General features: G+C 70.9%; 27 protein-coding genes and 4 pseudogenes. 7 read left to right on the plus strand and 24 right to left on the minus strand.

Annotated features, from left to right (window positions below):
* Positions 1-18: 18 nt before the first annotated feature.
* Positions 19-1,413 (minus strand): glycine--tRNA ligase, encoded by a 1,395-nt coding sequence (locus GEV28_RS10980; RefSeq protein ID WP_291411303.1) that lies wholly within the window; start codon positions 1,411-1,413, stop codon positions 19-21.
* 186 nt (positions 1,414-1,599) lie between these two features.
* Here GEV28_RS10980 and GEV28_RS10985 point away from each other — a divergent pair, with 186 nt between their 5' ends.
* The 3 genes from GEV28_RS10985 to GEV28_RS10995 are packed head-to-tail and all read left to right on the plus strand — an operon-like array spanning position 1,600 to position 2,727.
* Positions 1,600-1,881 carry a DUF6703 family protein gene (locus tag GEV28_RS10985; protein WP_291411306.1) on the plus strand — a complete coding sequence of 94 codons (282 nt, stop codon included), beginning with the start codon at positions 1,600-1,602 and terminating at the stop codon, positions 1,879-1,881.
* 55 nt (positions 1,882-1,936) lie between these two features.
* The gene (locus GEV28_RS10990; RefSeq protein WP_291411308.1) at positions 1,937-2,314 is read left to right on the plus strand and encodes a metalloregulator ArsR/SmtB family transcription factor; all 378 of its coding nucleotides are present in this window, start codon (positions 1,937-1,939) and stop codon (positions 2,312-2,314) included.
* The gene (locus tag GEV28_RS10995) at positions 2,311-2,727 is read left to right on the plus strand and encodes a Fur family transcriptional regulator (protein WP_291411310.1); all 417 of its coding nucleotides are present in this window, start codon (positions 2,311-2,313) and stop codon (positions 2,725-2,727) included. The genes GEV28_RS10990 and GEV28_RS10995 overlap by 4 nt, the downstream gene beginning before the upstream one ends.
* A 61-nt stretch (positions 2,728-2,788) precedes the next feature.
* Here GEV28_RS10995 and GEV28_RS11000 read toward each other — a convergent pair whose 3' ends face one another.
* Genes GEV28_RS11000 through GEV28_RS11015 form a run of 4 tightly spaced genes read right to left on the minus strand, consistent with a single transcriptional unit; the run spans position 2,789 to position 7,375 of the window.
* Positions 2,789-4,195: a GH1 family beta-glucosidase gene (locus GEV28_RS11000; RefSeq protein WP_291411390.1), complete on the minus strand. Its 1,407-nt coding sequence runs from the start codon at positions 4,193-4,195 to the stop codon at positions 2,789-2,791.
* A gap of 20 nt (positions 4,196-4,215) precedes the next feature.
* Positions 4,216-5,082: a carbohydrate ABC transporter permease gene (locus GEV28_RS11005; RefSeq protein WP_291411312.1), complete on the minus strand. Its 867-nt coding sequence runs from the start codon at positions 5,080-5,082 to the stop codon at positions 4,216-4,218.
* Positions 5,079-6,104 carry a carbohydrate ABC transporter permease gene (locus tag GEV28_RS11010; RefSeq protein ID WP_291411314.1) on the minus strand — a complete coding sequence of 342 codons (1,026 nt, stop codon included), beginning with the start codon at positions 6,102-6,104 and terminating at the stop codon, positions 5,079-5,081. The genes GEV28_RS11005 and GEV28_RS11010 overlap by 4 nt, the downstream gene beginning before the upstream one ends.
* On the minus strand, positions 6,104-7,375 hold the full coding sequence (locus GEV28_RS11015; RefSeq protein ID WP_291411316.1) for an ABC transporter substrate-binding protein: 1,272 nt from the start codon (positions 7,373-7,375) through the stop codon (positions 6,104-6,106). The genes GEV28_RS11010 and GEV28_RS11015 overlap by 1 nt, the downstream gene beginning before the upstream one ends.
* A 174-nt stretch (positions 7,376-7,549) precedes the next feature.
* Between GEV28_RS11015 and GEV28_RS11020 the strand changes: the two genes are divergently transcribed.
* A complete protein-coding gene (locus GEV28_RS11020; RefSeq protein WP_291411318.1) occupies positions 7,550-8,581 on the plus strand; it encodes a LacI family DNA-binding transcriptional regulator in 1,032 nt (343 codons plus the stop codon).
* Positions 8,582-8,701: 120 nt separating this feature from the next.
* Here GEV28_RS11020 and GEV28_RS11025 read toward each other — a convergent pair.
* From GEV28_RS11025 to recO, 4 genes and pseudogenes are all read right to left on the minus strand, one after another.
* Positions 8,702-8,905, minus strand: a pseudogene (locus tag GEV28_RS11025) (permease); the annotation flags it as partial.
* Positions 8,906-8,912: 7 nt separating this feature from the next.
* A complete protein-coding gene (locus tag GEV28_RS11030) occupies positions 8,913-9,347 on the minus strand; it encodes a YbjN domain-containing protein (RefSeq protein WP_291411320.1) in 435 nt (144 codons plus the stop codon).
* Positions 9,348-9,504: 157 nt separating this feature from the next.
* The gene (locus GEV28_RS11035; protein ID WP_291411393.1) at positions 9,505-10,308 is read right to left on the minus strand and encodes an isoprenyl transferase; all 804 of its coding nucleotides are present in this window, start codon (positions 10,306-10,308) and stop codon (positions 9,505-9,507) included.
* A 90-nt stretch (positions 10,309-10,398) separates the two neighbouring features.
* A complete protein-coding gene (gene recO, locus GEV28_RS11040) occupies positions 10,399-11,148 on the minus strand; it encodes a DNA repair protein RecO (protein WP_291411322.1) in 750 nt (249 codons plus the stop codon).
* Positions 11,149-11,215: 67 nt separating this feature from the next.
* Here recO and GEV28_RS11045 point away from each other — a divergent pair, with 67 nt between their 5' ends.
* Positions 11,216-11,908 carry a hypothetical protein gene (locus tag GEV28_RS11045; RefSeq protein ID WP_291411324.1) on the plus strand — a complete coding sequence of 231 codons (693 nt, stop codon included), beginning with the start codon at positions 11,216-11,218 and terminating at the stop codon, positions 11,906-11,908.
* 34 nt (positions 11,909-11,942) lie between these two features.
* Here GEV28_RS11045 and GEV28_RS11050 read toward each other — a convergent pair whose 3' ends face one another.
* From GEV28_RS11050 to hrcA, 12 genes and pseudogenes are all read right to left on the minus strand, one after another.
* On the minus strand, positions 11,943-12,968 hold the full coding sequence (locus GEV28_RS11050) for a hypothetical protein (RefSeq protein ID WP_291411326.1): 1,026 nt from the start codon (positions 12,966-12,968) through the stop codon (positions 11,943-11,945).
* Between the two features lie 44 nt (positions 12,969-13,012).
* On the minus strand, positions 13,013-13,921 hold the full coding sequence (gene era, locus GEV28_RS11055) for a GTPase Era (protein ID WP_291411328.1): 909 nt from the start codon (positions 13,919-13,921) through the stop codon (positions 13,013-13,015).
* A complete protein-coding gene (locus GEV28_RS11060) occupies positions 13,918-14,265 on the minus strand; it encodes a cytidine deaminase (RefSeq protein ID WP_291411329.1) in 348 nt (115 codons plus the stop codon). The genes era and GEV28_RS11060 overlap by 4 nt, the downstream gene beginning before the upstream one ends.
* A complete protein-coding gene (locus GEV28_RS11065) occupies positions 14,258-15,592 on the minus strand; it encodes a hemolysin family protein (protein ID WP_291411331.1) in 1,335 nt (444 codons plus the stop codon). Before GEV28_RS11065 ends, GEV28_RS11060 begins: the two co-directional genes overlap by 8 nt.
* Positions 15,593-15,608: 16 nt before the next feature.
* Complete coding sequence (ybeY, locus tag GEV28_RS11070; RefSeq protein WP_291411333.1) at positions 15,609-16,184, minus strand: rRNA maturation RNase YbeY; 576 nt, start codon at positions 16,182-16,184, stop codon at positions 15,609-15,611.
* A 3-nt stretch (positions 16,185-16,187) separates the two neighbouring features.
* Positions 16,188-16,532, minus strand: a pseudogene (locus GEV28_RS11075) (PhoH family protein); the annotation flags it as partial.
* 942 nt (positions 16,533-17,474) lie between these two features.
* Positions 17,475-18,221: pseudogene (locus GEV28_RS11080) on the minus strand (PhoH family protein); the annotation flags it as partial.
* Between the two features lie 107 nt (positions 18,222-18,328).
* Positions 18,329-18,682, minus strand: a complete 354-nt coding sequence (locus tag GEV28_RS11085; protein ID WP_291411335.1) for an HIT domain-containing protein — start codon at positions 18,680-18,682, stop codon at positions 18,329-18,331.
* Positions 18,683-18,708: 26 nt separating this feature from the next.
* Complete coding sequence (locus tag GEV28_RS11090) at positions 18,709-19,677, minus strand: DNA polymerase domain-containing protein (RefSeq protein WP_291411337.1); 969 nt, start codon at positions 19,675-19,677, stop codon at positions 18,709-18,711.
* Positions 19,678-20,143: 466 nt separating this feature from the next.
* On the minus strand, positions 20,144-20,830 hold the full coding sequence (locus GEV28_RS11095) for a 16S rRNA (uracil(1498)-N(3))-methyltransferase (RefSeq protein WP_367115085.1): 687 nt from the start codon (positions 20,828-20,830) through the stop codon (positions 20,144-20,146).
* Between the two features lie 53 nt (positions 20,831-20,883).
* Positions 20,884-22,052: pseudogene (gene dnaJ / locus GEV28_RS11100) on the minus strand (molecular chaperone DnaJ).
* A 99-nt stretch (positions 22,053-22,151) separates the two neighbouring features.
* Complete coding sequence (gene hrcA / locus GEV28_RS11105) at positions 22,152-23,177, minus strand: heat-inducible transcriptional repressor HrcA (RefSeq protein ID WP_291411340.1); 1,026 nt, start codon at positions 23,175-23,177, stop codon at positions 22,152-22,154.
* 130 nt (positions 23,178-23,307) lie between these two features.
* Between hrcA and GEV28_RS11110 the strand changes: the two genes are divergently transcribed.
* Positions 23,308-23,901 (plus strand): permease-like cell division protein FtsX, encoded by a 594-nt coding sequence (locus GEV28_RS11110; protein WP_291411342.1) that lies wholly within the window; start codon positions 23,308-23,310, stop codon positions 23,899-23,901.
* Here the strand turns inward: GEV28_RS11110 and GEV28_RS11115 are convergent.
* The 3 genes from GEV28_RS11115 to GEV28_RS11125 form a co-directional block, all read right to left on the minus strand.
* A complete protein-coding gene (locus GEV28_RS11115) occupies positions 23,898-24,299 on the minus strand; it encodes a hypothetical protein (protein ID WP_291411344.1) in 402 nt (133 codons plus the stop codon). The two genes, GEV28_RS11110 and GEV28_RS11115, sit on opposite strands and share 4 nt — an antisense overlap.
* Before the next feature lie 154 nt (positions 24,300-24,453).
* On the minus strand, positions 24,454-25,656 hold the full coding sequence (locus GEV28_RS11120) for a cytochrome P450 (RefSeq protein ID WP_291411346.1): 1,203 nt from the start codon (positions 25,654-25,656) through the stop codon (positions 24,454-24,456).
* 37 nt (positions 25,657-25,693) lie between these two features.
* Positions 25,694-26,146, minus strand: a complete 453-nt coding sequence (locus GEV28_RS11125; protein WP_291411348.1) for a hypothetical protein — start codon at positions 26,144-26,146, stop codon at positions 25,694-25,696.
* A 55-nt stretch (positions 26,147-26,201) separates the two neighbouring features.
* On the opposite strand from GEV28_RS11125, the gene GEV28_RS11130 reads away from it, so the two are divergent.
* Positions 26,202-26,837, plus strand: a complete 636-nt coding sequence (locus GEV28_RS11130) for a TetR/AcrR family transcriptional regulator (protein ID WP_291411349.1) — start codon at positions 26,202-26,204, stop codon at positions 26,835-26,837.
* Positions 26,838-26,878 lie beyond the last annotated feature (41 nt).

Genomic DNA, 26,878 nt, shown 5'->3' on the forward strand with positions numbered 1-26,878 from the left:
AGGGGTCGGCGACGTATCTCAGCAGCCGATCAGCTGGCCGCCGAGATAGCGCTCGAGCTTGTCGACGGCCACCCGCTCCTGGGTCATGCTGTCCCGCTCCCGCACGGTGACGGCATGGTCGGCGAGCGAGTCGAAGTCGACGGTGACGCAGAACGGGGTGCCGATCTCGTCCTGGCGGCGGTAGCGGCGGCCGATGGCGCCGGCGTCGTCGAAGTCGACGTTCCAGTGCCGGCGCAGCGCGGTGGCGATGTCGCGGGCCTTCGGCGTGAGGTCGGCGTTGCGCGACAACGGAAGCACGGCCACCTTCACGGGCGCGAGCCGGCGGTCCAGGCTCAGCACCGCGCGCTTGTCCACGCCGCCTTTGGCGTTGGGCGCCTCGTCCTCCCGGTAGGCGTCGAGCAGGAACGCCATCAGCGGGCGCCCGACCCCGGCCGCCGGCTCGATGACGAACGGCCGGTAGCGGGAGCTGGTCGCCTGGTCGAAGTACGACAGGTCGACCCCGGAGTGGTTGGTGTGCGTGGTGAGGTCGAAGTCCGTCCGGTTGGCGATGCCCTCGAGCTCACCCCACTCCAGACCGCCGAACCCGAACCGGTACTCGATGTCGACCGTGCGCTTGGCGTAGTGCGCGAGCTTCTCGGCCGGGTGTTCGTAGAGCCGCAGGTTCTCCGGGCGGATGCCCAGGTCGGTGTACCAGCGCAGCCGCTCGTCGATCCAGTACTGGTGCCATTCCTCGTCGCTGCCCGGCTCGACGAAGAACTCCATCTCCATCTGCTCGAACTCGCGGGTGCGGAAGATGAAGTTGCCCGGCGTGATCTCGTTGCGGAACGACTTGCCGATCTGCCCGATGCCGAACGGCGGCTTGCGCCGCGCGGTGGTCAGCACGTTCAGGAAGTTCACGAAGATGCCCTGCGCCGTCTCCGGCCGCAGGTAGTGCAGCCCCTCGTCGGACTCCACCGGGCCGAGGTGGGTCTTGAGCATCATGTTGAACTCGCGCGGCGGCGTGTACTCCCCCACCACCCCGCAGTTGGGGCACGGCACGGCCGACAGGTCGTCCTCGCCCGCCGCCCCGCCCCCGCGCGCCACGAACTCCTCCGCGAGCTGGTCGGCGCGATACCGCCGGTGGCAGGCGGTGCACTCGACCAGCGGGTCGTGGAACGCCGTCACGTGCCCGGAGGCCGCCCACACCTGTTTGGGCAGGATCACCGACGAGTCGATGCCGACGACGTCCTCGCGGCGGTGCACCATCGTGCGCCACCACTCACGCTTGATGTTGTCCTTGAGCTCGACCCCGAGCGGGCCGTAGTCCCAGGCAGAGCGGGTACCGCCGTAGATCTCCCCGCACGGGTAGACGAACCCGCGGCGCTTGCACAGGCTGACGACGGTCTCGACGGTCTCGACGCGATCGGCGGGCATCGGCACTCCAACTGCTGCACGCTCGGGGCCAGGGCATTGAATAGGCACTCGGAGCAGCCCTCAGCGCGGTGACAGCCGCCAAAGCGTAGCCGGGAGCCTCGCTCCACGAACGGGTGATAAAACCGCCCAGCAGTACCAGGCTGGCGTTGCAGGCTGTAGTCGAAGGTGCGTCCATAAGGAGGATGTGTGCGCGAGAAACGCTCGATGAGAGCACCGCTGCTGTCCGGGAACGGCCCACTCGCGCGGGTGCCACCGGTTGCCGTGTTCCTGGTCGTGGTGGCGGTGTTCGCGATCGGCATCATCGTCGGCGGCGCCACCGGTGCGCTGCTGCTGGGCCTGCTCGCGGCCGGCGTCGCGGTGCTGCTGGCGGCGACCTGGCAGGTACTCACCCCGGGCCAGCGCGCCGGCCGGGTGGTCGTGCTCGCCGTGCTGGTGGCGGTCGCGATCTCGGTACTCATGGCGAAATAACGGGCGCCGTGGGATGTTGAACACGGTAACCACTATCACCGGGAGGGTGACCGCCGTGACCTCGGACGCCGTGTCGGACGCCGTGTCACCGGTCGGCGAGCACGAGCCCGACCGTCCCTCGGTCACCGCCGGTGCCACGAGACCGGGGCCGTCGCTGATCGCGGCCGGTGACCTGCTGCGCGCGCTGGCCGCCCCGGTCCGCATCGCCATCGTGCTGGAGCTGCGGGAGGCCGACCGCTGCGTGCACGAGCTGGTCGAGTCCCTCGGCGTGGCCCAGCCGCTGATCAGCCAGCACCTGCGGGTGCTCAAGGCGGCGGGCGTCGTGCACGGCGAGCGGCACGGCCGCGAGGTGGTCTACCGGCTGGTCGACGAGCACCTGGCGCACATCGTGGTGGACGCCGTCACCCACGTCGAGGAGGGGGTCGCCCGGTGAACACCGACCGTTCCTCGCCGACCGTGCCCGGCCGCCGGTCGACCAAACAACGCGCCGCCGTCGCGAGCCTGCTCGAGCAGCTCGACGAGTTCCGCTCCGCCCAGGAGCTGCACGAGGAGCTGCGCACCCGTGGCGAGGGCATCGGCCTCACCACCGTCTACCGCACGCTGCAGTCGCTGGCCGACGCCGGCGAGGTCGACATGCTCCGCATCGACAGCGGCGAGGCCGCCTACCGGCGCTGCTCGAGCCACCACCATCACCACCTGGTGTGTCGCGCCTGCGGCCGCACGGTCGAGGTCGAGGGCCCCGCCGTGGAGAAGTGGGCGGAGAAGATCGCCGCGGAGAACGGCTTCTCCGAGGTCAGCCACACCGTCGAGGTCTTCGGCACCTGCGCGGCCTGCTGCCCGCGCTGAGCGGCCAGGACGGCGCCCGGCCGCGGGTGCGGACGCGGCCGGGCGCCTTGTTACCCCCTGGTCATTCGGCGGCCAAACCGCCCTGGGCGATCACGCCCGCGTACCAGCGCGCGCTCTCCTTCACCGTTCGGCGCTGGGTCTCGAAGTCCACGTGCACCAGGCCGAACCGCTTCGCGTAACCCTCCGCCCACTCGAGGTTGTCCAGCAGCGACCAGCAGAAGTAGCCGCGCAGGTCGACCCCGTGGCGGATCGCGGCGTGCGCGGCCCGCAGGTGCCCGTCGACATAGGCGATCCGGTCGTTGTCCCGCACGACGCCGTCCTCGCCCAGGACGTCGGGATAGGCCGCGCCGTTCTCCGTGATGTACAGCGGCAGCCGGGGATACTCGTCGTGCAGCCGAACGAGGAGATCGGTCAGCCCGTCCGGCTGCACCTCCCAGCCCACGTCCGTGCGCGGCCGGCCGCTGAGCAGGAACCGCACGCCCTCGACGCCCACCCACTCGGTCGGCGCCGGGTCGGGATCGACCGGCGCGGCCACGAGCAGGGCCCGGTAGTAGTTCACGCCCAGCAGGTCGATCGGCGCCCCGATCACCGACAGGTCGCCGTCCCGCACGAGCGCCGGCAACCCGTACGGGGTCAGGTCGTCCAGCACGTCCGCCGGGTACGCGCCACGCAGCACCGGGTCCAGGAACACCCGGTTCTGCAGCCCGTCGACCCGGCGCGCGGCGTCCTCGTCGGCCGGCGAGGCCGCCCGCACGGGGAACAGGTTCAGCGTGATCCCCGCCGGCACGTCCGGCGCGAACGAGCGGATCCGCTCCATGGCGAGCCCGTGCCCGAGCAGCAGGTGGTGCACCGCCGCGACCGCCGCCGACGGCGACGTCACCCCCGGCGCGTGCCGGCCCGAGGCGTAGCCGGCGAACGCCGAGCACCACGGCTCGTTGAGCGTCTGCCAGCCCGCCACCCGGTCACCGAGCCTGCGCACCACCGACTCGGCGTACTCGGCGAACCGGAACGCGGTGTCCCGCGACGCCCAGCCGCCCGAGTCCTCCAGCGCCTGCGGCAGGTCCCAGTGGTAGAGCGTCGCCCACGGCGAGATGCCCGCCGCCAGCAACCGGTCCACCAGCCGGTCGTAGAAGTCCAGCCCGCGCTCGTTCTCCGGCCCGCCGGACGGCCGCACCCGGGGCCAGGCCACCGAGAACCGGTACGCGCCGAGGCCCAACGTGGACATCAGCGCGACGTCGTCGCGGAACCGGCGGTAGTGGTCGGCCGCCGGCTCACCCGTGTCACCGTTCGCGACCGCGCCGGGACGGCGGCAGAACTCGTCCCAGATCGAGTCGGTCCGACCGTCCACAGTGGTCGCACCCTCGATCTGGAACGACGCCGTCGCCGCACCCCACACGAACCCGGTTGGAAAGCGCAGCGAGACGGACTCCGCTGACCGGCCCACCGACGACGGCACGGTCGACGGCATGGACGATGGCACTGACATGGTCACCCCTTCACGGCGCCTTGCATGATCCCGGCCACGATCTGGCGGCCGAGCACGATGAAAACGATCAGGATCGGAATGGTCGCCAGCGTGGTCCCGGCGAGCACGAGCGAGTAGTCGACGTAGAAGCCGCTCTGCAGCCGCTCCAGCGCGAGCTGCACGGTCGGGTTGTCCGCGTTGAGCACCACCAGCGGCCACAGGAAGTCGTTCCAGGACGTCATGAACGTGAACATCCCGAGGAACGCGGCGGCCGGCCGCACCGCCGGCAGGCACACGTGCCAGTAGACCCGGATCATCGAGCAACCGTCCACTCTGGCCGCTTCGATCAGCTCGTAGGGCACCACCTGCATCGTGTACTGGCGCATCCAGAACACGCCGATCGCGGTGACGAGGTTCGGCACGATCACCGCCTGCAGCTCACCTGCCCAGCCGAACTCGGCCATCGCCATGTACAGCGGGATGATCCCGAGCTGCGTGGGCACCGCGAGCGTCGCGACCACCACCAGGAACAACGCGTTGCGGCCGCGGAAGCGCAGCTTGGCGAAGGCGAACCCGGCCAGGGTCGAGAACAGCACCGTGGTGAGCGTGACCGTGCCGGACACGACGATGCTGTTGCCCAGCGCCTTCCAGAACGGCACCGAGTCGAACACCCGCGCCGCGTTGGACAGGAAGTTCCCGCCCGGCAGCAGCGGCGGCACCTGCTCGGCGAGCATCGAGCTGTCCCGGCTCGACACCAGGAACGACCAGTAGAACGGGAAGATCGAGCCCACCAGGAACGCGATCAGCAGGCCGTACACCCAGAACCTGGCCCGCCGCGCACCCGTGGCGTCCACCGTCCGCCGCCGAACGGCGACCGAGAGGGCACTCATCGCGAACCGCCCTCGATGGACCCCGTCGACGCCAGCCGGCGGGTCAGCAGGAAGTTGGCCAACGCGACCACGATGATCAGCAGGAACAGCACCCAGGCGATCGCCGAGGCGTAGCCGAGATGCTGCGTCTCGAACGCCATCTGGTACATGTACAGCGTGATCGTCTGGAACTGGTTGGACGATCCGCCGTTGTTCGACCCGGGCAGCGCGTCGAACAGCTTGGGCTCGGTGAAGATCTGCATCCCGCCGATGGTCGAGGTGACCACCACGAAGATCAGCGTCGGCCGCAGCAACGGCAGCGTGACGCTGACGAACCGCCGCACCGCGCCCGCGCCGTCGATCATCGCGGCCTCGTGGATGTCGCGCGGGATCGCCTTCATCGCGGCCAGCACGATCAGCGCGTTGTAGCCGGTCCACCGCCAGTTCACCATGATCGCGATCGCGATGTGCGAGGCGAACCTGTTGGCCTGCCAGTCGATCCGGTCGAGCCCGAGGAGCTCCAGCATCCCGTTGACGAGCCCGTAGTTGGGCCCGAACAGGTTGGCGAAGATGATGCCGAGCGCGACCAGGCTCGCGACGTAGGGCAGCAGCACACCCACCCGCCACGCGGTGGGCATGCGCAGCCGGGAGTTCAGCAGCGCCGCCAGCAGCACCGCGATGACGACCTGCGGACCGGTCGACAGCGCGAAGATGCTGATCGTGTTGACGAGCGCGTTCCAGAACTGGGCGTCGCCGAGCAGCGTCGCGTAGTTGGCGAGCCCCACGAACGTGCTCTCGACGTCGAGCAGGTCGCGGTCGAACAGCGACAGGTAGGACGTGTACAGCAGCGGGAACAGTCCCACCACACCGAACAGGATGAAGAACGGCGCGATGTAGAGGTAGGGCGACCACGTCACGTCGGCCACGCTCAGCCGCTGCCGCCAGGTCAGCCGCGGCCCGCGCGGCGGGGGCGGGGCGGGTGCCGCCCTGCTCGGCACCCGCCCCGGGTCCGTGTCGGCCGGGCCGACGATCGGACCAGCCATCAGCCAACGATCCTCTTGGCGGCCTCCACCGCCTGATCCCAGCCGTCCTCGGGCGACTTGCCCTGCTCGACGGCTTGCAGCGCCGTCTTCGTGGCGTTCTCCTGGATCTTGCCGTCGCCGGGGCCCTTGTACTGCGCCTGACCGACCTTCTGTGCCTGGGCGGCGAACAGCTCGCCGACCTTGACGTCACCGAAGTAGTCGTTGGTGGTGTTCAGCAGCTCCGGCGAGGACAGCGCCTCGACCTGGCTGGGGAAGTTGCCGGTCTTCTGAAAGGCCTTGATCTGCTGCTCCGGCGCGGTCAGCCAGGCGGCGAGCTCGGCGGCCTCCTTCGGGTGCTGGCTCTGCTTGGGCACGGCGAGGAACGAGCCGCCCCAGTTGCCACCGCCACCGGGGAACGCGTCGGTGACCGCCCACTTGCCCGCGTTGGCCGCGCCCGCCTGCTCCTTGACCACGCCGAGCATCCACGACGGGCAGGTCTTGGTGGCGAACGCGCCCTGCTTGAACCCGGTGTTCCACTCAGGACTGAACGCGACCAGCTTCGCGGTCTGGCCGTTGTTCCCGGCCTCGGTCACCTGGTCCCAGTTCTCCTTGATGTCCGGGTTGGACTCGATGGCGAGCTTGTCGTCCTTGTCGATGTAGCCGGTCTCGAGCTGGTTCTGCATGGCGTTGAAGATCTGCGAGGTCGAGTCGAACCACGCCTTGCCGGTCTTCTCGACGTAGGTGTCACCGGCCGCGAAGTAGGAGTCCCAGCTCTCGAACAGCGGCTTGACCGACTCGGGGTCCGCCGGCAGGCCGGCCGCTTCGAGCAGGTCCTTGCGGTAGCACATGGCGAGCGGTCCGATGTCGGTGCCGTAGCCGATCCACGTGCCGTCCTTGGCCACCCCCGACTGGTACTTCCAGTCCAGCCAGCGGTCCGGCTTCGCGTCCGCCGGGCCGATGTCGGCCAGGTCGTTGAACAGCTGCGGCTTGTCGATGACGTCGGGCAGGTGGGCCTCCTCGATGGCGACCACGTCCTCCAGACCGGAGTTGGCCGCGAGCTTGGTGAGCAGCTGCTGGTGGTACGCGCCGCCCTCGCCCGTCTTGTGATGGGTGATGGTGATGTTCGGGTGCAGGTCCTGGTACTGGGTGAGCAGGTCCTCGTAGCCGAACTCGGTGAACGTGCCGATGGTGAGCTCGATCTGGCCCCCGTCGCCGGGGTCACCACTGGATCCTTCTTCGCCACAGGCGGCTAGGCCGGCCACCGCGGCAAGGGCGATCGCACCGGCTAACACCCTTGTTTGCTGTCGTCGCACGTCAGTTGTCCCTTGCTGACTCGTTTCTGGGAGCGCTCCCAGAATGGGAGCCTTGAGTGTGTTCCCGGTCTCCATGGGCTGTCAAGGAGAAGTCCGGTCCCGTTGACTCAATCGTTAGGGAGCGCTCCCAGAACGGCTCGCTACACTCACGCCGTGCAAGGAAGACCTCAACCGGACGAGCGCCCGACGCTCGAGGATGTCGCCGCCTACGCCGGCGTGTCCCGCTCCACCGCCTCGCGCGCGCTCAACGACGACGCCTACGTCAGCTCGAGGTCGCGCGCGAAGGTGCTCGACGCAGCCCGCGACCTCGGCTACTCCCCCAACCAGGCGGCGCGGTCGCTGGTGACCAAGCGGACCGGCGCGGTCGCGCTGGTGCTGTCCGAACCGGAGTCCAAGGTGCTGGACGACCCGTACTTCGCGACGATCATGCACGGCACGTACCGGGAGCTGGCCGCGACCGGCGTGCAGATGCTGCTGATGTTCGTCGACAGCCGCGACGACGTGCCGCGCACGATCCGGTTCCTCGAGGGCGGGCACGTCGACGGGGCGCTGGTTTTCGCGCCGCACCAAGGAGATCCGCTGCCGACGGCGCTGCGCCTGCTGCGGCTGCCGGTCGTGTACGGCGGCCGGCCGGGCACCGCGCGGCGCGGCGTGCACGCGGTCGACTTCGACAACCGGGCCGGCGCGCGGCTCGCGGTGCGGCACCTGCTCGACACCGGCCGGCGGCGGATCGGCACGATCACCGGGATGCTCGACCACCCTGCGGCGGCCGCGCGGCTGGCGGGCTGGCAGGACGCGCTGGAGGAGGCCGGGCTCGACCCGTCCGGCCTGTCCGAGCCCGGCGACTTCATGATGCCGAGCGGCGAGGCGGCCACCGCGGCGCTGCTCGCGCGAGCACCGGACCTCGACGGCGTGTTCGCGGCGAGCGACCCGATGGCGGCGGGCGCGATGCGGGCGCTGCGCGCGGCGGGCCGGACCGTGCCCGAGGACGTGGGCGTGATCGGCTTCGACGACAACCCGACGCTCGCGCCGGCGATGAACCCGCCGCTCACCTCGGTGCACCAGGACCCGCGTGAGCAGATCCGGCAGATGGTGCGCCGGATGATGGCCCTGCTCGCCGGCGAGGCGGTCCGCCCGGAGACCACGGTCCTGCCGGTGACCCTGGCGATCCGCGACTCGGCCTAGTGTCCTGAGTCGGAGATTCGACACCACCTCCGGCGCCCGCGCGGCGCCTGGCGGCGTTGGCGGAAAGCCCGAGTACGACCCGGTACGAGGACTTCCCGCCGCCTTGCCAGCCACCACGCGGATCGCGCCGCTGATCAGCACGCCGATCACCAGGAACGGCAGCGCCTGCACGCACACCGCCACGAACACGGTCGCGCCCGTCCGCAGCGCCGGTACGTCGAGGACGCTCGCGAGCGAGCTCCGCGCCAACAGCGCCACGACCAGCACCACGCACAGGACCTCGAGCGACGTGACCCGCCACCGCGGGACCGCCTCGGAGCTCATTCCGTGCTCACTCCGAGGTCTGCTCGCCGACCTCGCCCAGCAGCTCGGTCCGCAGCTGGGAGGCGGTCGACACGACGAGCATCAGAAGCGTGCCGAGCGCGGCGGCCTCGACCCCGTCGGCGGGAAACGCGTAGCGCAGCGTGACGTCCATGCCGTCGTCGGTGTGCACGACCCCCAGCGTGCCGAAGAGCCCCTGGCCGGCACGCTCGGCGGCGGACGCGGCGAGCTTCGGGTCGTCGGGCAGGTCCCACGCGACCACGCAGGTGAGGCTGAGCACCGTGAGCCCCTCGGCGAGCTGCATCGCCTGCACGGCGCACGGCACGTCAACGTGCCGGAAGCTCAGCGCGCCGTCGTCGTCCACGTGCACGTCGTGGAACTGCTCCAGCGCCACGCGTGCCTTGGTGAGCAGATCACCGGTGGTCAACGCCTCCTGCTCGGTCATGACTGTTCCGCCTCCCCGGAGTTGAATGTGTTGGTCGCGTTGGGGAACGGAGGGTTCTGTTTGGTCACGTGCTGGTGGCTAGCTTGCGTCACGTTCCCCTGAGGTGCGGCTGCGTTGTTCTCGGCCTGGGGTGACCTCGCGGTTGCCTCGGGGGGTGTCATGCTTCTCCTTGCTGGTGGGGGTCGGTGGTCGGCTCGGCCGCCGCGTCGATGGCGCTGCCGAAGCGCCGGTCCCGCCGGGCGAACTGCTCGCAGGCGCGCCAGAGGTCGCGCCGGTCGAAGTCCGGCCACAGGATGTCCTGGAAGACCAGCTCAGCGTAGGCGGACTGCCACAGCATGAAGTTGGAGGTCCGCTGCTCGCCCGATGGCCGGATGAACAGGTCCACGTCCGGCATCTCGGGCTGGTACAGGTACCGGGCGATCGTGCGGTCGCTGACCTTCTCCGGGTTGATCTTGCCAGCGGCGGCCAGCCGGGCGATCTCCCGGGCGGCGTCGCCGATCTCCGCGCGGCCGCCGTAGTTGATGCACATCGCGAGGTTGAGCGCGGTGTTGTCGACCGTGCGCCGCTCGGCGGACTCGAGCTCGCTGATGACGCTGCGCCACAGCCGCGGGCGGCGGCCGGCCCAGCGGACCCGCACCCCCATCGCGTCGAGCTCGTCGGTGCGGTCGCGGATGACGTCGCGGGAGAAGCCCATGAGGAACCGGACCTCCTCGGGGCTGCGCCGCCAGTTCTCGGTGGAGAACGCGTAGAGCGAGAGCCACCTGACGCCGAGCTCGATGCACCCGCGCGCGACCTCGACGACGACCGCCTCGCCGCGCTTGTGGCCCTCGACGCGGGTGAGGCCCCGCTGGTTGTCCCACCGGCCGTTGCCGTCCATGACGATGGCCACGTGCTTGGGCACGAGGTCCGCGGGGATCGCCGGCGGGCGCGCGCCGGACGGGTGCGGTTCGGGCGGCTCGATGGTCTTTCGCGCCGCCTGTTTTGTCTCCGTGGTGCTGGCTCGTCGCCGGAGCAAGGCCGTCCTCCAGGGTCGGGACTTACGGGCCCGACCCTACTGACCGCTGGGGACACCCTTGCGCTCCACCAGCGGCAGGGAGCGGAGCTGGCGTTCGAGGTGCCACTGGAGCAGGGCGGCGATCAGGCCGCTGCCCTCGCGGCGGGCGGCGGCGGTGGACGCCTCGGCGACGTCCCAGGTGCCGGTGGCGAGCGCGGCCATGAGGGCCAGCGTGTCCTGGGCGGGGACCGCGGAGCCTGCCGGGCGGCAGCGCGGGCAGACCGAGCCGCCGGCCTGGACGGAGAACGACTTGTGCGGCCCCGGCTCGTTGCAGCGGGCGCACTCGAGGACCGCGGGGGCCCAGCCGGCGAAGGCCATGGCCCGCATGAGGAACGCGTCGAGCACGAGCGGGGCGTCGCGCTGCCCGTCGGCGAGGGCCCGCAGCGCGCCGGCGACGAGGAGGTACAGGCGCAGCACCGGCTCGCCCTCCTCCGGGCAGAGGCGGTCGGCCGTCTCGAGGACCGCGCAGCCCGCGGTGTAGCGCCGGTAGTCGGACATGATCCCGGCGCCGAACGCGTCGAGGGTCTGCACCTGGGTGATGATGTCGAGCGTGCGGCCGGTGTAGAACTGCACGTCGATGTGCGCGAACGGCTCCACCCGCGCACCGAAGCGGGAGGTGGTGCGCCGCACGCCCTTGGCCACCGCGCGGACCTTGCCGTGCTTGCGGGTGACGAGCGTGATGATGCGGTCGGCCTCGCCGAGCTTCTGTACGCGCAGCACCACTCCGGTGTCGCGGTAGAGGCTCACCCGGTAATGGTCGCATTCCCTGCCGACAGTTTCGTGCCCGACACGGTGTGGTGGGATCAGTCGCGTGATGTCGGTTTCGGGACCTTTGCTCGGCAAGCTCATCGTGACGCCGCGCCCACTGTTCGACTACCGGAACATGTTCCTGCTGACGGACGAGGAGCTGGTCGCCGGCCCGATCCTCGACTGCCCGGCCGGGGCGTCGCCGTTCGGCGCGCAGGTCCGGGCCCGTGGCGGGAAGGCGGTGAGCGTCGACCCGATCTACGGGCCGCGCACGGCGGTCGAGTCACGGGTCGCGGCGGACCTCGCGCACGTGCACCAGTGGCTGGCCGCCGGGCCGGTCGGGCTGGACTGGTCGTATCTCGGGTCGGCGGACGCGATGCTGCGGGCGTTCGAGGTGTCCGCGGACTTCTTCCTCGCCGACTACGCGGAGGGCGGCCCGAACTACGTCGCGGCCGGCCTGCCGGCGCTGCCCTTCGCCGACGGCGAGTTCGGGTTGACGCTGAGCAGCCACCTGCTGTTCACGTACCCGGAGTACGTCAGCCACGACCAGCACGTGTCGTTCCTGCTGGAGATGGCGCGCGTGACGTCCGGCGAGGTCCGGGTGTGCCCCGTCGCCGACCCGGCGGGCGTGCCGTACCCGCGGCTGGACGAGGTCCGGACGGAGCTGGCGTCGCACGGCGTGTCGACCGAGCTGCGCCAGGCGAACTCGGCCTACAGCAAGGGCGGCGACGACATGCTGGTCTGCCGGCGGATCCCGTGAGCGAGCGTGCGAGCGAACCGATGTCACAGGGCGCCTACGCGATCCCCAGGCGCAGGATCGCCTCGGCGAACCGCTCCTTCTCGTCGCCCTCGTAGGTCCACGGCAGACTCGACGGCCGCTCGTTGGTGCGGGACAGGTGCCACCGCGCCCGCGCGTCGTCGCCGATCGCCAGCATGGTCCAGCCGAACACGTTGTGCGCCACGACCGAGTACGGGTGCGGCCCGGCCGTCGTCGACCACTTCCGCTCGGCCACGCCGACCTCCGCCGTGACCTCCGGACTGAAGTAGTTCATGAGCAGCGATATCGCCGCCGCCTCGTCTCCGCGTTCCAGGTGCCTCATCATCTCGGCGAGCCGGAACTCGGCGTGCGCGATCGGCAGGATCGCGGTCAGCGGGTTTCCCGGTGGCGCAGTCGTGGCGGCATCGCGGGCGAACTCGAACATCTCCTCGTGCGACCCGCCCCACTTGGCCGCCAGCGCCTGAAGCCGCAAGGTGTGCGCGTGGAAGTGCGTGGGGCGGCGCTGGATCACGTTCCGCCACAAGGAGTCCTCCTCGTCCCGGCCGAGCTGCATGCCGCGGGCGTAGGTCAGGAGACTCGCCCACGGCGTCGGGTCCTCCGGCACCAGGTCGGCCGCGGCGAGGAGCGGGTCCCGCGCGTGCCGCAACGTGGCGTGGAAGAGCCTGAAGCGGTCCTCGCCGACCTCCTTCGCCACGGAGTCGCCGCGGATCCGCCACGCCTCCACGATCAGCGTCGTCCCCATCCAGACCAGGATGTCGGCCGCGTCGGCGCGGGGAAGCTGTTCGGAGAACAGCCCGGCGATCGCGTCGGACTGGCCCACCGCGGCCTCACCGAGCGCCTCCCCCCGCAGGCTGCGCAGCTCGTGGTCGTCCCTGGTCTCCCTGAGCAGGGCGAGCCCAGCGGCGAGGTGACCGTCGCGGACCGCGGCCACGCCGGCATCCAACGCGATGTCGTTCCAGCAGCGGTCGCCGGTCAGCCGCGCCACGACCTCGTCGACGGCCGCCTGCTGCTTGGTCTTGTTGCCACGCCCCCAGAGCTTCACGGGGCGGAGTGTAGGCGTTCGGCCCGCCCGCGAGGGCGTCGCTACTAGAAACCCAGTCGGCGCAGCTGTTTCGGGTCACGCTGCCAGTCCTTGGCCACCTTCACGTGCAGGTGCAGGTAGATCTTGCTCCCCAGCAACGCGGCGATCTGGCGTCGGGCCGTCGAGCCGACGGTGCGCAGGCGCTCGCCCTTGTGGCCCAACACGATGCCCTTCTGGCTGTCGCGCTCCACGAAGAGGTTCGCGTAGATGTCGAGCAGGTCATCCCGGTCCTCGCGGGGGACGATCTCCTCCACGGTCACCGCGATCGAGTGCGGCAGCTCGTCGCGGACGCCTTCCAGCGCGGCCTCGCGGATCAGCTCGGCGATCAGGACCTGCTCCGGCTCGTCGGTCAGCTCGCCGTCCGGATACAGCCGCGGGCCCTCGGGGAGCTTGCCCACCAGCACGTCGGCCAAGGCGTCGACCTGGAAGTCGTCCACTGCGGACACCGGGATCAGCTCGGCGAACTCCATCACGTCCTGGAGCGCCATCAGCTGGTCGGCTATCTGCTGGCGGGACACCAGGTCCGTCTTCGTGACCACGCCGACCACCGGGGTGTGCCGGGACAGCTTCACCAGCTCGGCCGCGATGAACTTGTCGCCAGGCCCGATCTTCTCGTCGGCCGGCACGCAGAGCCCGACGACGTCCACTTCGGACCACGTCGCCCGCACGACGTCGTTGAGCCGCTGACCCAGCAGCGTTCGCGGCCGGTGCAGGCCCGGCGTGTCCACGATGATCAGCTGCGCGTCGGCACGTTGCACGATGCCTCGGATGGCGTGCCGGGTGGTCTGCGGCTTGCTGGAGGTGATCGCGACCTTCGACCCGACCAGCGCGTTCGTCAGCGTCGACTTTCCCGTGTTGGGGCGGCCCACGAAACAGGCGAAGCCCGAGCGGTGCCGAACGTCCGGTGTGGTCATCGGTCCATTGTCGTCCGCGGTCCGCGCAGGGTGCCCGACGGGTCGGCCAGCAGCACCGGCGCCTCCTTGCCGAGGTCGGCGACCGCGGCGGCCGAGTCGGCGTCCACCGACGACGACTCGGTGACCACGACGGCCGCCTCCAGACCGGCGGCGCCGGAGGAGACCGCCGCCGCCACCGCCGCCTGCAACGCGGTGAGCGACAGCGACGGCAACGCGACCGTGCCCGCGAGGTAGGTCCGCCCGTCGAGGTCGCGGACCGCGGCGCCCTCGGCCGCGCCGGTGCGTACCCGCACCGACCTGGCCAGGGTGATCAGCTTCGCGTCCTCGGGGTCCAGGTCAGGCACGCTCGGCACTCCTCTCGTCCTCGTTCTCGGTGGCCGCGGCGGTCGCCGGCGGCACGCAGCGGACCACGACCGACGTGATGCGCATCCGGCCGCGACCGTCCTTGCCGCCCTCGGCGCGCAGCCGCAGGCCGGCGATCTCGGCCTCCGTGCCGGGCAGCGGCACCCGGCCGAGCCGCTGCGCGAGCAGGCCGCCGACGGTCTCCACGTCGTGGTCGTCCAGCTCGACGCCGAACAGCTCGCCCAGGTCCTCGACCGGCAGCCGCGAGCTGACCCGGATGGCGCCGTCCTCGAGGTGGTCGATCGGCGGGCGGTCGTCGGTGTCGGACTCGTCGGTGATCTCGCCGACGATCTCCTCCAGGATGTCCTCGATGGTGAGCAGGCCCGCCGTGCCGCCGTACTCGTCGACCGCGATGGCCAGGTGGTTGCGCGACACCTGCATCTCCCGGAGCAGGTCGTCGAGCCGCTTGGTGTCGGGCACGAACGTGGCCTCCCCCATCAGCTCGCCGACCGTGCGCGCCAGGTCGCCCCGGCCGTTCGGGGGTGCCTCCATCGAGGCCTTCACCAGGTCCTTGAGGTTCACCACGCCCACGATCTCGTCGACGCTCTCGCCGATGACCGGCAGCCGGGTGTAGCCGGTGCGCAGCGACAGCGCGAGTGCCTGGCGCACGGACTTGGTCTGCTCGATCCACACCATCTCGGTGCGCGGCACCATCACCTCGCGGGCGATCGTGCCGCGCAGCTCGAACACCGAGTGGATCATCTCGCGCTCGTCGGCGTCGACGACGCCGCTCTCCTGGGCCATGTCGACGAGCTCGCGCAGCTCGACCTCGGAGGAGAACGGGCCCTCGCGGAAGCCCTGACCGGGGGTGATGGCGTTACCGACGACGATGAGGAACCGGGACAGCGGGCCGAGCACGGTGCCGAGCGCGCGCACCGGCCCGGCCGCGATGAGCCCGACCGCGTACGGGTGCTGCCGGCCCAGGGTCCGCGGCCCCACCCCGACCAGCACGTACGACACGACGATCATGCCGACCGCCGCGATGAGCCCGGCGAGCCAGTCGGAGGCGATGAGCCGCACGCACGCCACGGTGACCAGCACCGTGGCCGCGAGCTCGCAGCCCAGCCGCAGCAGCAACAGCAGGTTGATGTGCCGCGGCCGGTCGGCGACCAGGGCGAGGAGCTGCCGGGCGCCCGCGCGGCGGCCGCGGACCAGGCCCTCGACGCGGGCCCGGGACACCGCGGACAACGCCGCGTCCGCGCACGCGAACAGCCCCGCCGCGACCACCAGCAACACCGCGATGACCAGTAGTCCGACCGAGTTCGACACCGCTTCCCCCGAGGAGCTAGTCGGCCGGTTCGTCCGGCTTCGGCGTGGTTGGCGCCGGTTCCGGGCCCGCGAGGCCCACGGCGCCGAGCAGTTTGTCGTCCTCGCGGCGTTGTGCCGCGCGGCGCTGGGCCGCGGCCCGCTCGGTCTTGAAGTCGGCGAGGATGCGCTTCTGCAGCGTGAACATCTCACGTTCCTCGGCGGGCTCCGAGTGATCGTAGCCGAGCAGGTGCAGCACCCCGTGCACGGTGAGCAGGTGCAGCTCGTCCATGAGGCCGTGACCGGCCTTGTGTGCCTGGTCGCGGGCGAACCGCGGGCACAGCACCAGGTCACCGAGCAGCGTCGGCCCCGGGTCGGGCGCGTCGGGCCGCCGCGCCGAGTCGAGCTCGTCCATGGGGAAGGCCATGACGTCGGTGGGGCCCGGCAGGTCGAGGTAGCGCTCGTGCAGGTCGGCCATCACGTCGAGGCCGACGAGCAGCACGGACAGCTCGGCGAGGCGGCTGACCTGCATACGGTCGAGCGCGAACCGGGCGGCGGCGACGATCGACGGCTCGTCAACCGCCACACCCGACTCGTTGGCGATCTCGATACTCATGCCTCAGCGTCCTCGTCGGGCCTGTCCTCGCGGCCCCGAGTGGCGTACCTCGTCCCGCGCGTCCTGATCGGCCTGCCACTTGTCGTAGGCGTCGACGATGTCACCGACCAGCCGGTGCCGCACCACGTCGTGGCTGTTGAGCACGGAGAAGTGGATGTCGTCGACGCCCTCCAGGATGCCCTGCACGACGCGCAGCCCGCTCTTCTGGCCACCCGGGAGGTCGACCTGCGTGATGTCACCGGTGACCACGATCTTGGAGCCGAAGCCCAGGCGGGTGAGGAACATCTTCATCTGCTCGGGCGAGGTGTTCTGCGCCTCGTCGAGAATGATGAAGGCGTCATTGAGGGTGTTGTGCGTGACCAGGAAGTCCTCGGTGACGTACAGCGAGTCGGCGGCCGCCACCTGGATGCACACCGCTTCCTCGGTACCTTCCGGCTCGATGCTGTCGACGTAGCGCATCGGCCGCCCGCCGCCACCGCTGGCGTCGTACTTCGCCATCTTCCGCGGCAGCCGGAACGGCTCGATGCCGACGGGGAGCCGGATGTCCAGGACGTGGGCATCGTTCCGGTGGCGGCCGTACACGGTTCCACCGAGTGACCGGACCAGGAACGCGACGTCCTCTCCCGGACTACCCGACGTGGCGTACTCGATGCGACACGTGCGATCGCGCTGGGTGACTGGGTCCCCGCCGGCGTCCAGCAGGCCCTGAAGGACCGCCACCCGCACGTCCGGACCGTTGTACAGGTACACGTCCGGTACGCGCATCGGGTCCGACGAACCGAGTTCGGGCAGGGCCGTCGTTACCGGGTTCGATGCGGTGACTACCGCTCCCGGCGACGACGCCCGACCGCGCTCGGGGTCCGCGGTGGCGAAGCTCGGTGTGATGGAGCCGGTGATGCACCCGTCGCCCAGCAAGGCACCCAGCGCGTACGGGTCCATCGGCGTGTCGCGGGGCTCGAACTCCACCGGCGAGCTGAGCAGCGGAAGCTCGTACCGGTGGTGACGCGCCGCCCGCAGCCGGCCGACCATCTCCTTGGTCTCGAGCACCCGCAGCGCCCTGCCCCGGCGCCGATCGTCGCGCGTGGCCACCGCCCACAGGTGATCGGCGGAGCAGAGCGTCGACGCGCCGTCCTGCGTGGTGAGCCGGTAGATCTCCTTCGGGCCTTGCGGGTACACGCCGATGACCGGCGTGGGAAGCCCGTCCGACCCGGTGACGAGATCCCCCACCTCGAGCTCCCCGATGGGGCGGAACCCGGTGGGCGTCAGGACCTTCGTGAAGACCGGTTGCGCGCGGCCACGCATGTACGCCAGCGGGGCGACCTCGATGGTGCCGGCCTGCATCAGCCGCGGGATCGACTCCGGGTCGACCATGTCGTGCAGCGCGTCGTACAGCGGCCGCAGGTACGGGTCGATCTTCTCGTAGAGGGTGCCCGGCAGGAAGCCGAGCCGCTCGCCCGCCTCGACGGCCGGGCGGGTGAGGATGATCCGGTTGACCTGCTTGGCCTGCAGGGCCTGGACCGCCTTGGCCATGGCCAGGTAGGTCTTGCCGGTGCCGGCCGGGCCGATGCAGAACACGACCGTGTGGTGGTCGATGGCGTCGACGTACTTCTTCTGGTTGAGCGTCTTGGGCCGGATGGTGCGCCCGCGCCGGGACACGATGTCGAGGCTGAGCACCTCGGCGGGTGACTCGGCCGCGCCCGCGGAGAGCATGGCCACCGTGCGGCGAACGGCGTCGGGGCCGAGCTGCTGACCCTTGCCGGCGAGCGTGACCAGCTCGGCGAACACCCGCTCGGCGAACGCGACGTCACCGGGCTCACCGGAGAGGGTGACCTCGTTGCCCCGGACGTGGACGTCGGCGTCGAGAAGCTCCTCGGCGACCCGCAGGTTCTCGTCCCGCGAGCCGAGCAGCGCGAGGACCGCGTCGTCGGGGACGACGAACCGGGACTGGACTGTCGAGTCGAGCGTGCCCGCCTTGCTCGGGCCATTGGTCTCCTGCGCAGAAGTCTGGGGCGCGCCGCCCCGTGCGGTACCGGTCACGTGCTCTCGGTCCTGCCTTCTGCGCCCGATGCGCCCACTCGTCGATGTCTGACGTCGTTGATGCTAGTCGCCCGCACCGACAGTGCGCATCGACGTTGCCGCACCGCTCAGCCGGTGGGGCGGCCGAACGTGCCGAGCGGCTCGCCGCCCAGCACGTGCAGGTGCGCGTGGAACACGGTCCGCCCGGCGTCCTCGCCGGTGTTGAGGACGAACCGGAAGCCGGACCCGTCCATGCCCTCCGCCTTGGCGACGGCGGCGCCGGCGGCGATCACGTCGGCCAGCAGCCGCGGGTCGGCGGCGGCCAGCTCCGCCGCGTCCTCGTGGTGCGTCTTCGGCACGACCAGCACGTGCACCTTTGCCTGCGGGTTGATGTCGCGGAAGGCGAACGTCGTCCCGGTCTCGTGCACCTTGGTGGCCGGGATGTCCCCGGCGACGATCTCGCAGAACAGGCAGTCCGACATGCGAGCAGGCTAGGCCATGTCTCGACCTAACCGGTCTCGTCCTCGTCGGGGGGCGCCTGGCCCTCGCGCTCGTCGCGGTCGGCCCACTCGAGGAGCTCGTCGAGGGAGTAGACCGCGTCGTCGATGCCGGCGTGCAGGTCACCGAGCTCGGCGTAGCGCTTCGGGACCGTCGCGATGGTGAGCTCACGCGGGTCGACGTCGGCCAGCTCGGCCCAGCGGATCGGGGTGGAGACGCGGGCCTCGGGGACGCCGATCACGGAGTACGCGCTGCGGATCGTGTGGTCGCGGGTGTTCTGGTTGTAGTCGACGAACACCGTGGCGGGGTCGCGTTCCTTGCGCCACCAGGTGAGGTCGACGAGGTCGTCGGCGCGGCGTTCGACCTCGCGCGCGAAGGCGTGCGCGGCGCGGCGGACGTCGGCGAAACCCCAGCGTGGCTCGATCCGGACGTAGATGTGCAGGCCCTTGCCGCCGGAGGTCTTGGGCCAGCCGGTGGCGCCGAGCTCGTCGAGCACCTCCTTGGCGACCCCGGCGACCTGCCGGACGCGGTCGAAGGCACAGTTCGGCATCGGGTCGAGGTCGATGCGCCACTCGTCGGGCTTCTCGGTGTCCGCGCGCCGGGAGTTCCACGGATGAAACTCCACACAGGACATCTGGGTCGCCCAGATGACGCTGGCGAGCTCGGTGACGCACAGCTCGTAGGCGTGCCGGCCGTAGCGCGGGAAGTCGACCCGGACGGTCTCGACCCACGGCGGCGCCCCCCTGGGCAGCCGCTTCTGATGCACCTTCTCCCCGGAGACGCCGTCCGGGAACCGGTGCATCATGCACGGCCGCTCGCGCAGCCCACGCACGATCCCGTCGCCGACGGAGAGGTAGTAACGCGCGAGGTCGATCTTGGTCTCCCCCCGCGCGGGAAAGTAGACGCGATCGGGGTTGCTGATCCGCACGACCCGCCCACCGACCTCAAGCTCCTCATAAGGAGCGGACTTACCCGCCACCCGAAAAAAGGTACTGCCGAACACCCCAAGTTGCCCAATGCAACGAAGAAAAAGAAAAAACCACCCGAAACCCCCAGGTCGAGGCGAAGCGAGCCCAGGCCCAAACCCGGTCAAAGCGAAGCGAGACCGACCCGAAAAGCTGGTCAAAGCGAAGCGAGACCAGCAGTTGGTCAAAGCGAAGCGAGACCAGATGCTGGTCACCACACAACCCACCCACGCCGGGTCTGGAGGAGCCCGCACCGTGGGGGTCTGGGGGGTCGCCCCCCAGGGCCGTCGAAGAGGGAAGGTGCCCAAAAGCACCGAACAGGGTCGAGGATGCCGCGTCGCGGTGAAGCCTGGGGGTCGCTCCACCGCGACGCGGCGCCGCCGGACCGAGGGGGGAGGTGTCCGGCGGTAGACCACGTGCTTGGCATGGGAGAAGCAAGCCCCACACCTTGCAATGCAAAGCGTAGACCGTCGCGCACGCTCAGCGCCAGCGTGTCGTCAGTACTCCTAGTGCGGCTATAGCGGCGGAAGCGGTGGTCGACGCACGCAGCACCGTCGGGCCCAACCGCGCCACCTGCGCTCCGGCCTCCCGCAGGGTCGCCGACTCGCGGTCGGAGATACCTCCTTCGGGGCCCACAACGAGAAGTAGGTCGCCATCCGCCGGAAGGTCCAGGTCCGTCAGTCCACTTGGGGCAGCCGCATCGAGCACGACGGCGAGCGCGGACGAGCCGACGAGGGCGGCCAACCCGGCGGTGCCGACCGGTTCGGTCACGGGCGGGACCCACGTCCTGCGGGACTGCTTGGCCGCCTCGCGGACCGTGCTTCGCCAGCGTGCCAACGCTTTCGCGCCGCGCGGGCCGTCGTCCCAGCGGGCCACGCTGCGCTCTGCCCGCCACGGGACGACCGAGTCGACTCCGGTTTCGGTGGCGAGCTCGACGGCCAGCTCACCGCGATCACCCTTGACCAGCGCCTGCGCCAGCACGATCCGCGGTCGCGGCGCAGGGTCCCGCCAGCGCCGGGTGACGGTGAGTGTCAGGGACTCCTTGCCCACGGCCGAGTCCACGACGCACGCCACGCCGCCGCCCCGACCGTCGGAAACAACCAACGCCTCGCCCGGTCCGAGCCGGCGCACCGCGGCCGCGTGCCGGCCCTCGGGGCCATCGAGCACGAACGAGGAACCCGAGGGCAACGAGTCGACGAGAAAGACCGGTGCGGTGTCGCTCAACGGTGTCGCGCGCGCAGCCGCGAGAACAGCCCGCCGCCGCCGCGGCCGTTGTGGAGGCGACCACGTGCTCCTTCTCGCCGCGCAGGTTCGCGAGCTCGCGGAGCAGCTCGGTCTGCTTGGGGTCGAGCTTCGACGGGATGTCGACCTCGATGTGCACGTGCAGGTCGCCGCGCCCGTCCACCCGGCCGGAGGAGCGCAGCCGGGGCAGGCCGTGCCCGGTGAGCACCAGCTCGGTGTTGGGCTGGGTACCCGGCTCGAGGTCCAGCTCGACCGTGTCGTCGAGGGTGTCCAGCGGCAGCACTGAGCCGAGTGCCGCGGTGGTCATCGGGATCCGGACGGTGCAGTGCAGGTCGGCGCCGTTGCGCTCGAACGTGGCGTGCGGCCGCTCGACGACCTCGACGTACAGGTCGCCCGCCGGGCCGCCGCCGGGGCCGACCTCGCCCTGGCCGGACAGCCGCACCCGCATGCCGTCGGCCACGCCCGGCGGGACCTTGGCGGTGATGGTGCGCCGCGCGCGGACCCGGCCGTCGCCGCCGCACTGCCGGCACGGGTCGGGAATGACCTCGCCGATGCCGCGGCACACCGGGCACGGCCGCGCGGTGACGACCTGGCCGAGGAACGACCGCTGCACCGACTGGATCTCACCGCGCCCCGCACACGTGTCGCAGACCTGCGGCGACGTGCCGTCCGCACAGCCGGAGCCACGGCAGGCGTCGCACAGCACCGCCGTGTCGACGGTGAGCTCGCGGCTGATGCCGGTGTTGCACTCCTCGAGCGTCAGCTCGATGCGGATCAGCGCGTCCGAGCCGGGCTGCACCCGGCTGCGCGGCCCGCGCCCTCCGCCCATACCACCGCCCGCGCCACCGCCGCCGAAGAACGCGTCCATGATGTCGCCGAGCCCGAACCCGGCGAACGGGTCGCGACCACCCCCAGCACCACTGCCCCCGTTGCCCAGCGGGTCGCCGCCCATGTCCACGATCTTGCGTTTCTGGGGGTCGGACAGGACCTCGTAGGCCGCCGTCACCTCACGGAACTTCTCCTGCGCCGACTCGTCCGGGTTGACGTCCGGATGCAGCTCGCGCGCGAGCTTGCGGTAGGCACGCTTGATCTCCTCGGATGTCGCGTCCTGCCGCAACCCGAGAATGCCGTAGTAGTCCCTCGCCACCGTGTCCCGTCCTCCTGCCCCGGTGCCCACCTGACACCTAGGGTTCGCCTTCTTCCCTGCGTCCGTCTTGGCTCTGTGTGGCCGCTCCGCGTGGCCGCGCTACCGCCCGGCCAGGATGTCTCCCACATAGTTCGCAACGGCGCGGACCGCCGCGATAGTGCCCGGATAGTCCATTCGCGTGGGCCCGACCACACCCATCCCGCCCAACAGGGTCTGGTGCACCCCGTAGCCGATCGAGACGACGGAGGTGCTGCGCATCTCCTCGGCCTCGTTCTCCTCCCCGATCCGCACCGTGATCGTGCCCGGCGACCCGGCCGCCGCGAACAGCTTGAGCACCACGACCTGCTCCTCGAGCGCCTCGAGTACCTGGCGCAGCGAGCCGGGGAAGTCCGCGACGTTGCGGGTGAGGTTGGCCGTGCCGCCGAGGACCAGCCGCTCCTCGGGATGCTCGACGAGCGACTCGACCAGCACCGTCGCGATCCGGGTCATGGCGTCGCGCAGCTCGGAGGGCGCCTCTTCGAGCAGCTCGCTGACCATGGCCGCGGCGTCGGTGAGCCGGTGGTCGACGAGCGTGGTGTTGAGCATGGTGCGCAGCCGCCCGACGGCGTCGTCGGTGATGACATCGCCGAGGTCGATCATCCGCTGGTCGACCCTGCCGTTGTCGGTGATGAGCACCAGCATGACACGCGCCGGGGTGAGCCGGACCAGCTCGATGTGCCGGACCAGCGAGTGGGTGAGCGTCGGGTACTGGATGACCGCGACCTGGCGGGTGAGCTGGGCGAGCATCCGGACGCTGCGGCGCAGCACGTCGTCGAGGTCGATGGCGCCGTCGAGGAACGACTGGATGGCCCGGCGCTCGGCCCCGGACAGCGGCTTGACCTCGGACAACCGGTCGACGAAGAGGCGGTAGCCCTTGTCCGTGGGGATGCGCCCGGCGCTGGTGTGCGGCTGCGCGATGTAGCCGTCCTCCTCCAGTGAGGCCATGTCGTTGCGCACGGTGGCGCTGGAGACGCCCAGGTTGTGCCGTTCGACGATCGCCTTGGACGCGACCGGCTCCTGGCTGGAGACGTAGTCCGCGACGATCGCCCGCAGCACCGCGAACCGGCGCTCGTCGGAGCTCGCCACCCTGCACCTCCCTGCCGGCCTCGTAGGTCCTTCACCACGAGTTTACGGAGCGGTGCACACCGGCCGGTCGAACCGGTGCCTGTTTTTGCGTGCACCCCCGTCGGAGCCGCCGCCGTGGGACCATGTGCGGGTGGACAACGAGCCCGCGACACCAGCCGACACACCGGAGTCCCCGCAGGAAACGTCGACCGCCGAGGCGCGGCCCGTTGCCCGTCGCCGGGTGGTCCCGCTCGCCGTGGTGGCCGCGGTGCTGGTCGCGGCCGGCGTGGTGACGACAGTCCTGCTGTCCGGCCGCGAGGTCGCCGGGACGCCGCTGGCGGTGTGGGCGACGGACTCCGCCTCACCGCTGCCTGACGTCGGCCCCTCCGACGAGGTGATGCGGAAGGCGTGCCGGGACCACCACCGGCGCGAGACGCTCATCATCGACTTCGGCGGGACCGACCCGGACGCACCCATGCGACTGGCTGCCGAGGAGCTTCGCGGGGACCCGCGGGTCGAGGCCGTCGAGACGGAGACCCGGCAAGAGACCTTCGAGCGGTTCAAGGAGATCTTCGCCGACCAGCCGGACCTGCTCGACGTGGTCCGCCCCGAGGCCCTGCCGGCGTCGGTGACGCTGCTGCCGGTGGAAGGGACCTCGGTCGACGAGCTCTACACGGCGCTCCAGGCCGCGGACATCCCGGGCGTGGAGCAGTTCCAGCTCGGGTGCGACCAGCCGGACCGCTAGACGGGGTACCCGCGGCAGCCGACCACCGAGCCGATCCGGCGCAGCGCCCCGCGCAGTCCGACCCGGAGCTTGCCCGACAGCCAGAACTGGAACCGCACCAGCGCCCGGTCCCGGTGCGGCGACGGCGCCACGTTGCACACCCGGTAGGTCAGCAAGGTCCCGCGCGGGTGCGCCGCGAACTCGTACTCCGCGCGGAACTTGAACCCACCCTGCATCGCGAAGGTCCGCCTGCCCACCTCCACGGTGCCACCGGCCGCCGACCGGCCGCCGTAGTGCAGCGTGAACCGCTCCGGTCCGCCTCGCAGGGTCGCTCCGGGCAGCAGCCGCCCCGCCCCCGGCACGGCGGCCAGCAGCGGAGCGGTGCTGCCGTCGTATCGCGGGATCGCCCGCATCGGCATGGAGACCACCGTCCCGACGGGCCCGAACTCGTTGCGGCACGGGGAGTCGATCCTGGCGCTGCTGCGCGCGGGCGGCCTCACCGCCCTGGCCGACATGCCCTGAACGACGCGCACGGGACGCTGGACGTCCCGTGCGCGTCGTTCAGGGCATGGGTCAGACGCGGATCGGGATCGTGGTCGCGCCGCGGAGGTTCAGGCGGCCGTTCCAGACCACGTCGCCGGTCAGGGCGAGGTTCGGGAAGCGGGTCACCAGCCGGCTGATCGCCAGGCGGCCCTCCAGCCGTGCGAGTGCCGCGCCCAGGCAGTGGTGCGGGCCCGCACCGAACGAGACGTGGCGGTGGGCGTCGGGGCGGTCCAGCACCAGCGAGTCCGCGTTCGGGCCCCAGAAGCGCTCGTCCCGGTTGGCCGAGCCCAGGCAGGCGATCACGAACGAGCCGGCGGGAATCTCCTTGTCCCGCACGGTGTGCGGCGCGGTCGTGATGCGGCGGGTCTGCTGCACGGGACTGTCGTAGCGGAGGAACTCGTCCACCGCGTTCGCCGCCAGGTCCGGCTGGGTGCGCAGCAACGCAAGCTGGTCGGGGTTGCGCAGCAGCGCCACGACCCCGTTCCCGATCAGGTTCACCGTCGTCTCGTGGCCGGCCACGTACAGCAGCAGTACCTGCGCGACCAGCTCGTCGTCACCGAGCTTGTCGCCGTCCTCCTCGGCCGCGATCAGCGCGGTGAGCAGGTCATCGGCCGGGTTTGCCCGCTTCCAGGCGATGATCTCCCGAGTCATCTCGGCCAGCTGCACCTCGGCCTCGGCGATCGCGCGCAGCACCTCGGGGTCCGTCTGGACCTCCAGTGAGCGGACCAGCGTGCCGGTCAGCTCGCGCAGCCGCACGTTGTCGGTCGGCGGGGTGCCCAGCATCCGCGAGATCACCGCGAACGGCAGCGGGAACGCGAGCTCGTCGACGAGGTCGACACTGCCGCCGTCGGCGATCCGGTCGAGCGACGCGTCAACCAGGTCGCCCACCATCGGCTCCAGCGCGGCGATCGAACGCGGCGTGAACACCTTGGTGACGAGCGACCGCAGCCGGGTGTGGTCCGGCGGGTCACGGTCCAACATGGACAGTGCGAGCGTGCCGTCCCCTTCGGCCATCGCGTCGTACTGCGCGCGGATCGGGCCCGCGGCGATGTTGCGGTCCTCGACCGACAGCCCGGACCGCAGCAGCAGCGCGACGTCGTCGTAGTGGGACAGGAACCAGAACCCCAGCGGGTGCTCGTGCACCGGGTCGAAGTCCCTGACTTCCCGGTAGTGCGGGTACGGGTTGTCCGCGAACCCCGGCACCAGTGGGTTGAACATGATCGTGTCGGTCACCGATTCCTCCTAATCAGGCGACTGAAACTCGGACGGCTCAGGCGGTCGCCATCGCGCGCCGCCACCAGCACATGCCGCTCCGCACGGCTCCGCGCCGCACCCCACCCAACTCGGCTTCGTCGTCCCCGACGACCGCAACGAGCGCCTTTCGGTGCCACTCGGCCAACTCGAGCAGCGCGGGATGCTCGGCGTGCGCGTCGAGCAGCAGCCGGGTGCCGGCCAGGTCGTCGGCCAACTGTTGCCACACCTCTCGCGCCGCCGCGGCGAGGTCGGCCGGCCCCTCATCGAGCACGCCGTCCAGCCGCGCGTCGAACGAGCGGTACCAGCGCCGCTGGACCTCCCGCAGGAACCCCCCGAAGTCGCCGAACTCGGCATCCAGGTCCGCACACAGCGACACCGACACCTCGGGCCGGCCCGTGCGGGCGACCTCGTCGAGAACGGTGTGCACGAGGCGGTAGCGGCGATGTGTTCTCTCCCAAGCCCCAGACATCGTTTCACCTACTCTGTGTTCGTGACATACACAGCGTATGTCTTATACTCGGCGCATGTCAACGGCGAAGAGCAGGCGCGACCAGTTCTCGGAGGCCACCCGAGCCGCGTTGCTCGACGCGGCCACCCGGCGGTTCGCCGAGCTGGGCTACGCGGGCACGTCGCTCGAGGACGTCGCCGGGGACATCCAGGCGACGCGCGGCGCGGTGTACCACCACTTCAGCAGCAAGCGCGCCCTGTTCGAGGCGGTCTTCGCGAGGCTGGAGACCAATGCCGTCGACCGCGCTGCGAAGGCCGGCTCGCACGGCGACAACGCCTGGCACAGCGCGCTCCTCGCGCTCGACGAGTTCCTCACCCAGTGCTGCGACCCGGTCTACGGGCGGGTGGTGTGGCAGGAGGGGCCGCTCGCGCTGGGCTGGACGTGCTGGATCGAGGAGGAGCAGAAGTACGCCTACGGCCTGGTCGAGCAGTTCGTGCGGGCGCTGCTCGAGAGCGGCCAGCTCGCGCCGGTGCCACTGGTGACGACAACACAGCTGGCCTTCGGCATGCTGGGCGCGGCAGGCCAGGCACTGTCCGCCGCCGCGACGGCCGACCAGCCACGGATCAAGGCCGAGTACGCCGAGGTGATGGGGCGCATGCTGACCGGTCTACGCGCGATGCCGACGGATCGGTCACGCGACGTCGTCGACTAGCGACGGCCTCCGGCCCCCGGATTCCAGCCTACGGACCGGCC

The organism is Actinophytocola sp. (assembly GCF_009379765.1).
Lineage (GTDB): Bacteria > Actinomycetota > Actinomycetes > Mycobacteriales > Pseudonocardiaceae > Actinophytocola.

Bases quoted from the DNA above. Each gene is read 5' to 3' on its own strand.
- GEV28_RS11010 (WP_291411314.1), bottom strand. From the start codon at position 6,104: ATGGCTGGTCCGATCGTCGGCCCGGCCGACACGGACCCGGGGCGGGTG.
- GEV28_RS11000 (WP_291411390.1), bottom strand. From the start codon at position 4,195: ATGCCGTCGACCGTGCCGTCGTCGGTGGGCCGGTCAGCGGAGTCCGTC.
- era (WP_291411328.1), bottom strand. From the start codon at position 13,921: ATGACCACACCGGACGTTCGGCACCGCTCGGGCTTCGCCTGTTTCGTG.
- GEV28_RS11115 (WP_291411344.1), bottom strand. From the start codon at position 24,299: ATGCCGATGCGGGCGATCCCGCGATACGACGGCAGCACCGCTCCGCTG.
- GEV28_RS11085 (WP_291411335.1), bottom strand. From the start codon at position 18,682: ATGTCGGACTGCCTGTTCTGCGAGATCGTCGCCGGGGACATCCCGGCC.
- GEV28_RS10980 (WP_291411303.1), bottom strand. From the start codon at position 1,413: ATGCCCGCCGATCGCGTCGAGACCGTCGAGACCGTCGTCAGCCTGTGC.
- GEV28_RS11030 (WP_291411320.1), bottom strand. From the start codon at position 9,347: ATGACCGAGCAGGAGGCGTTGACCACCGGTGATCTGCTCACCAAGGCA.
- GEV28_RS11130 (WP_291411349.1), top strand. From the start codon at position 26,202: ATGTCAACGGCGAAGAGCAGGCGCGACCAGTTCTCGGAGGCCACCCGA.
- ybeY (WP_291411333.1), bottom strand. From the start codon at position 16,184: ATGAGTATCGAGATCGCCAACGAGTCGGGTGTGGCGGTTGACGAGCCG.
- GEV28_RS11005 (WP_291411312.1), bottom strand. From the start codon at position 5,082: ATGAGTGCCCTCTCGGTCGCCGTTCGGCGGCGGACGGTGGACGCCACG.
- GEV28_RS11045 (WP_291411324.1), top strand. From the start codon at position 11,216: ATGTCGGTTTCGGGACCTTTGCTCGGCAAGCTCATCGTGACGCCGCGC.
- GEV28_RS11125 (WP_291411348.1), bottom strand. From the start codon at position 26,146: ATGTCTGGGGCTTGGGAGAGAACACATCGCCGCTACCGCCTCGTGCAC.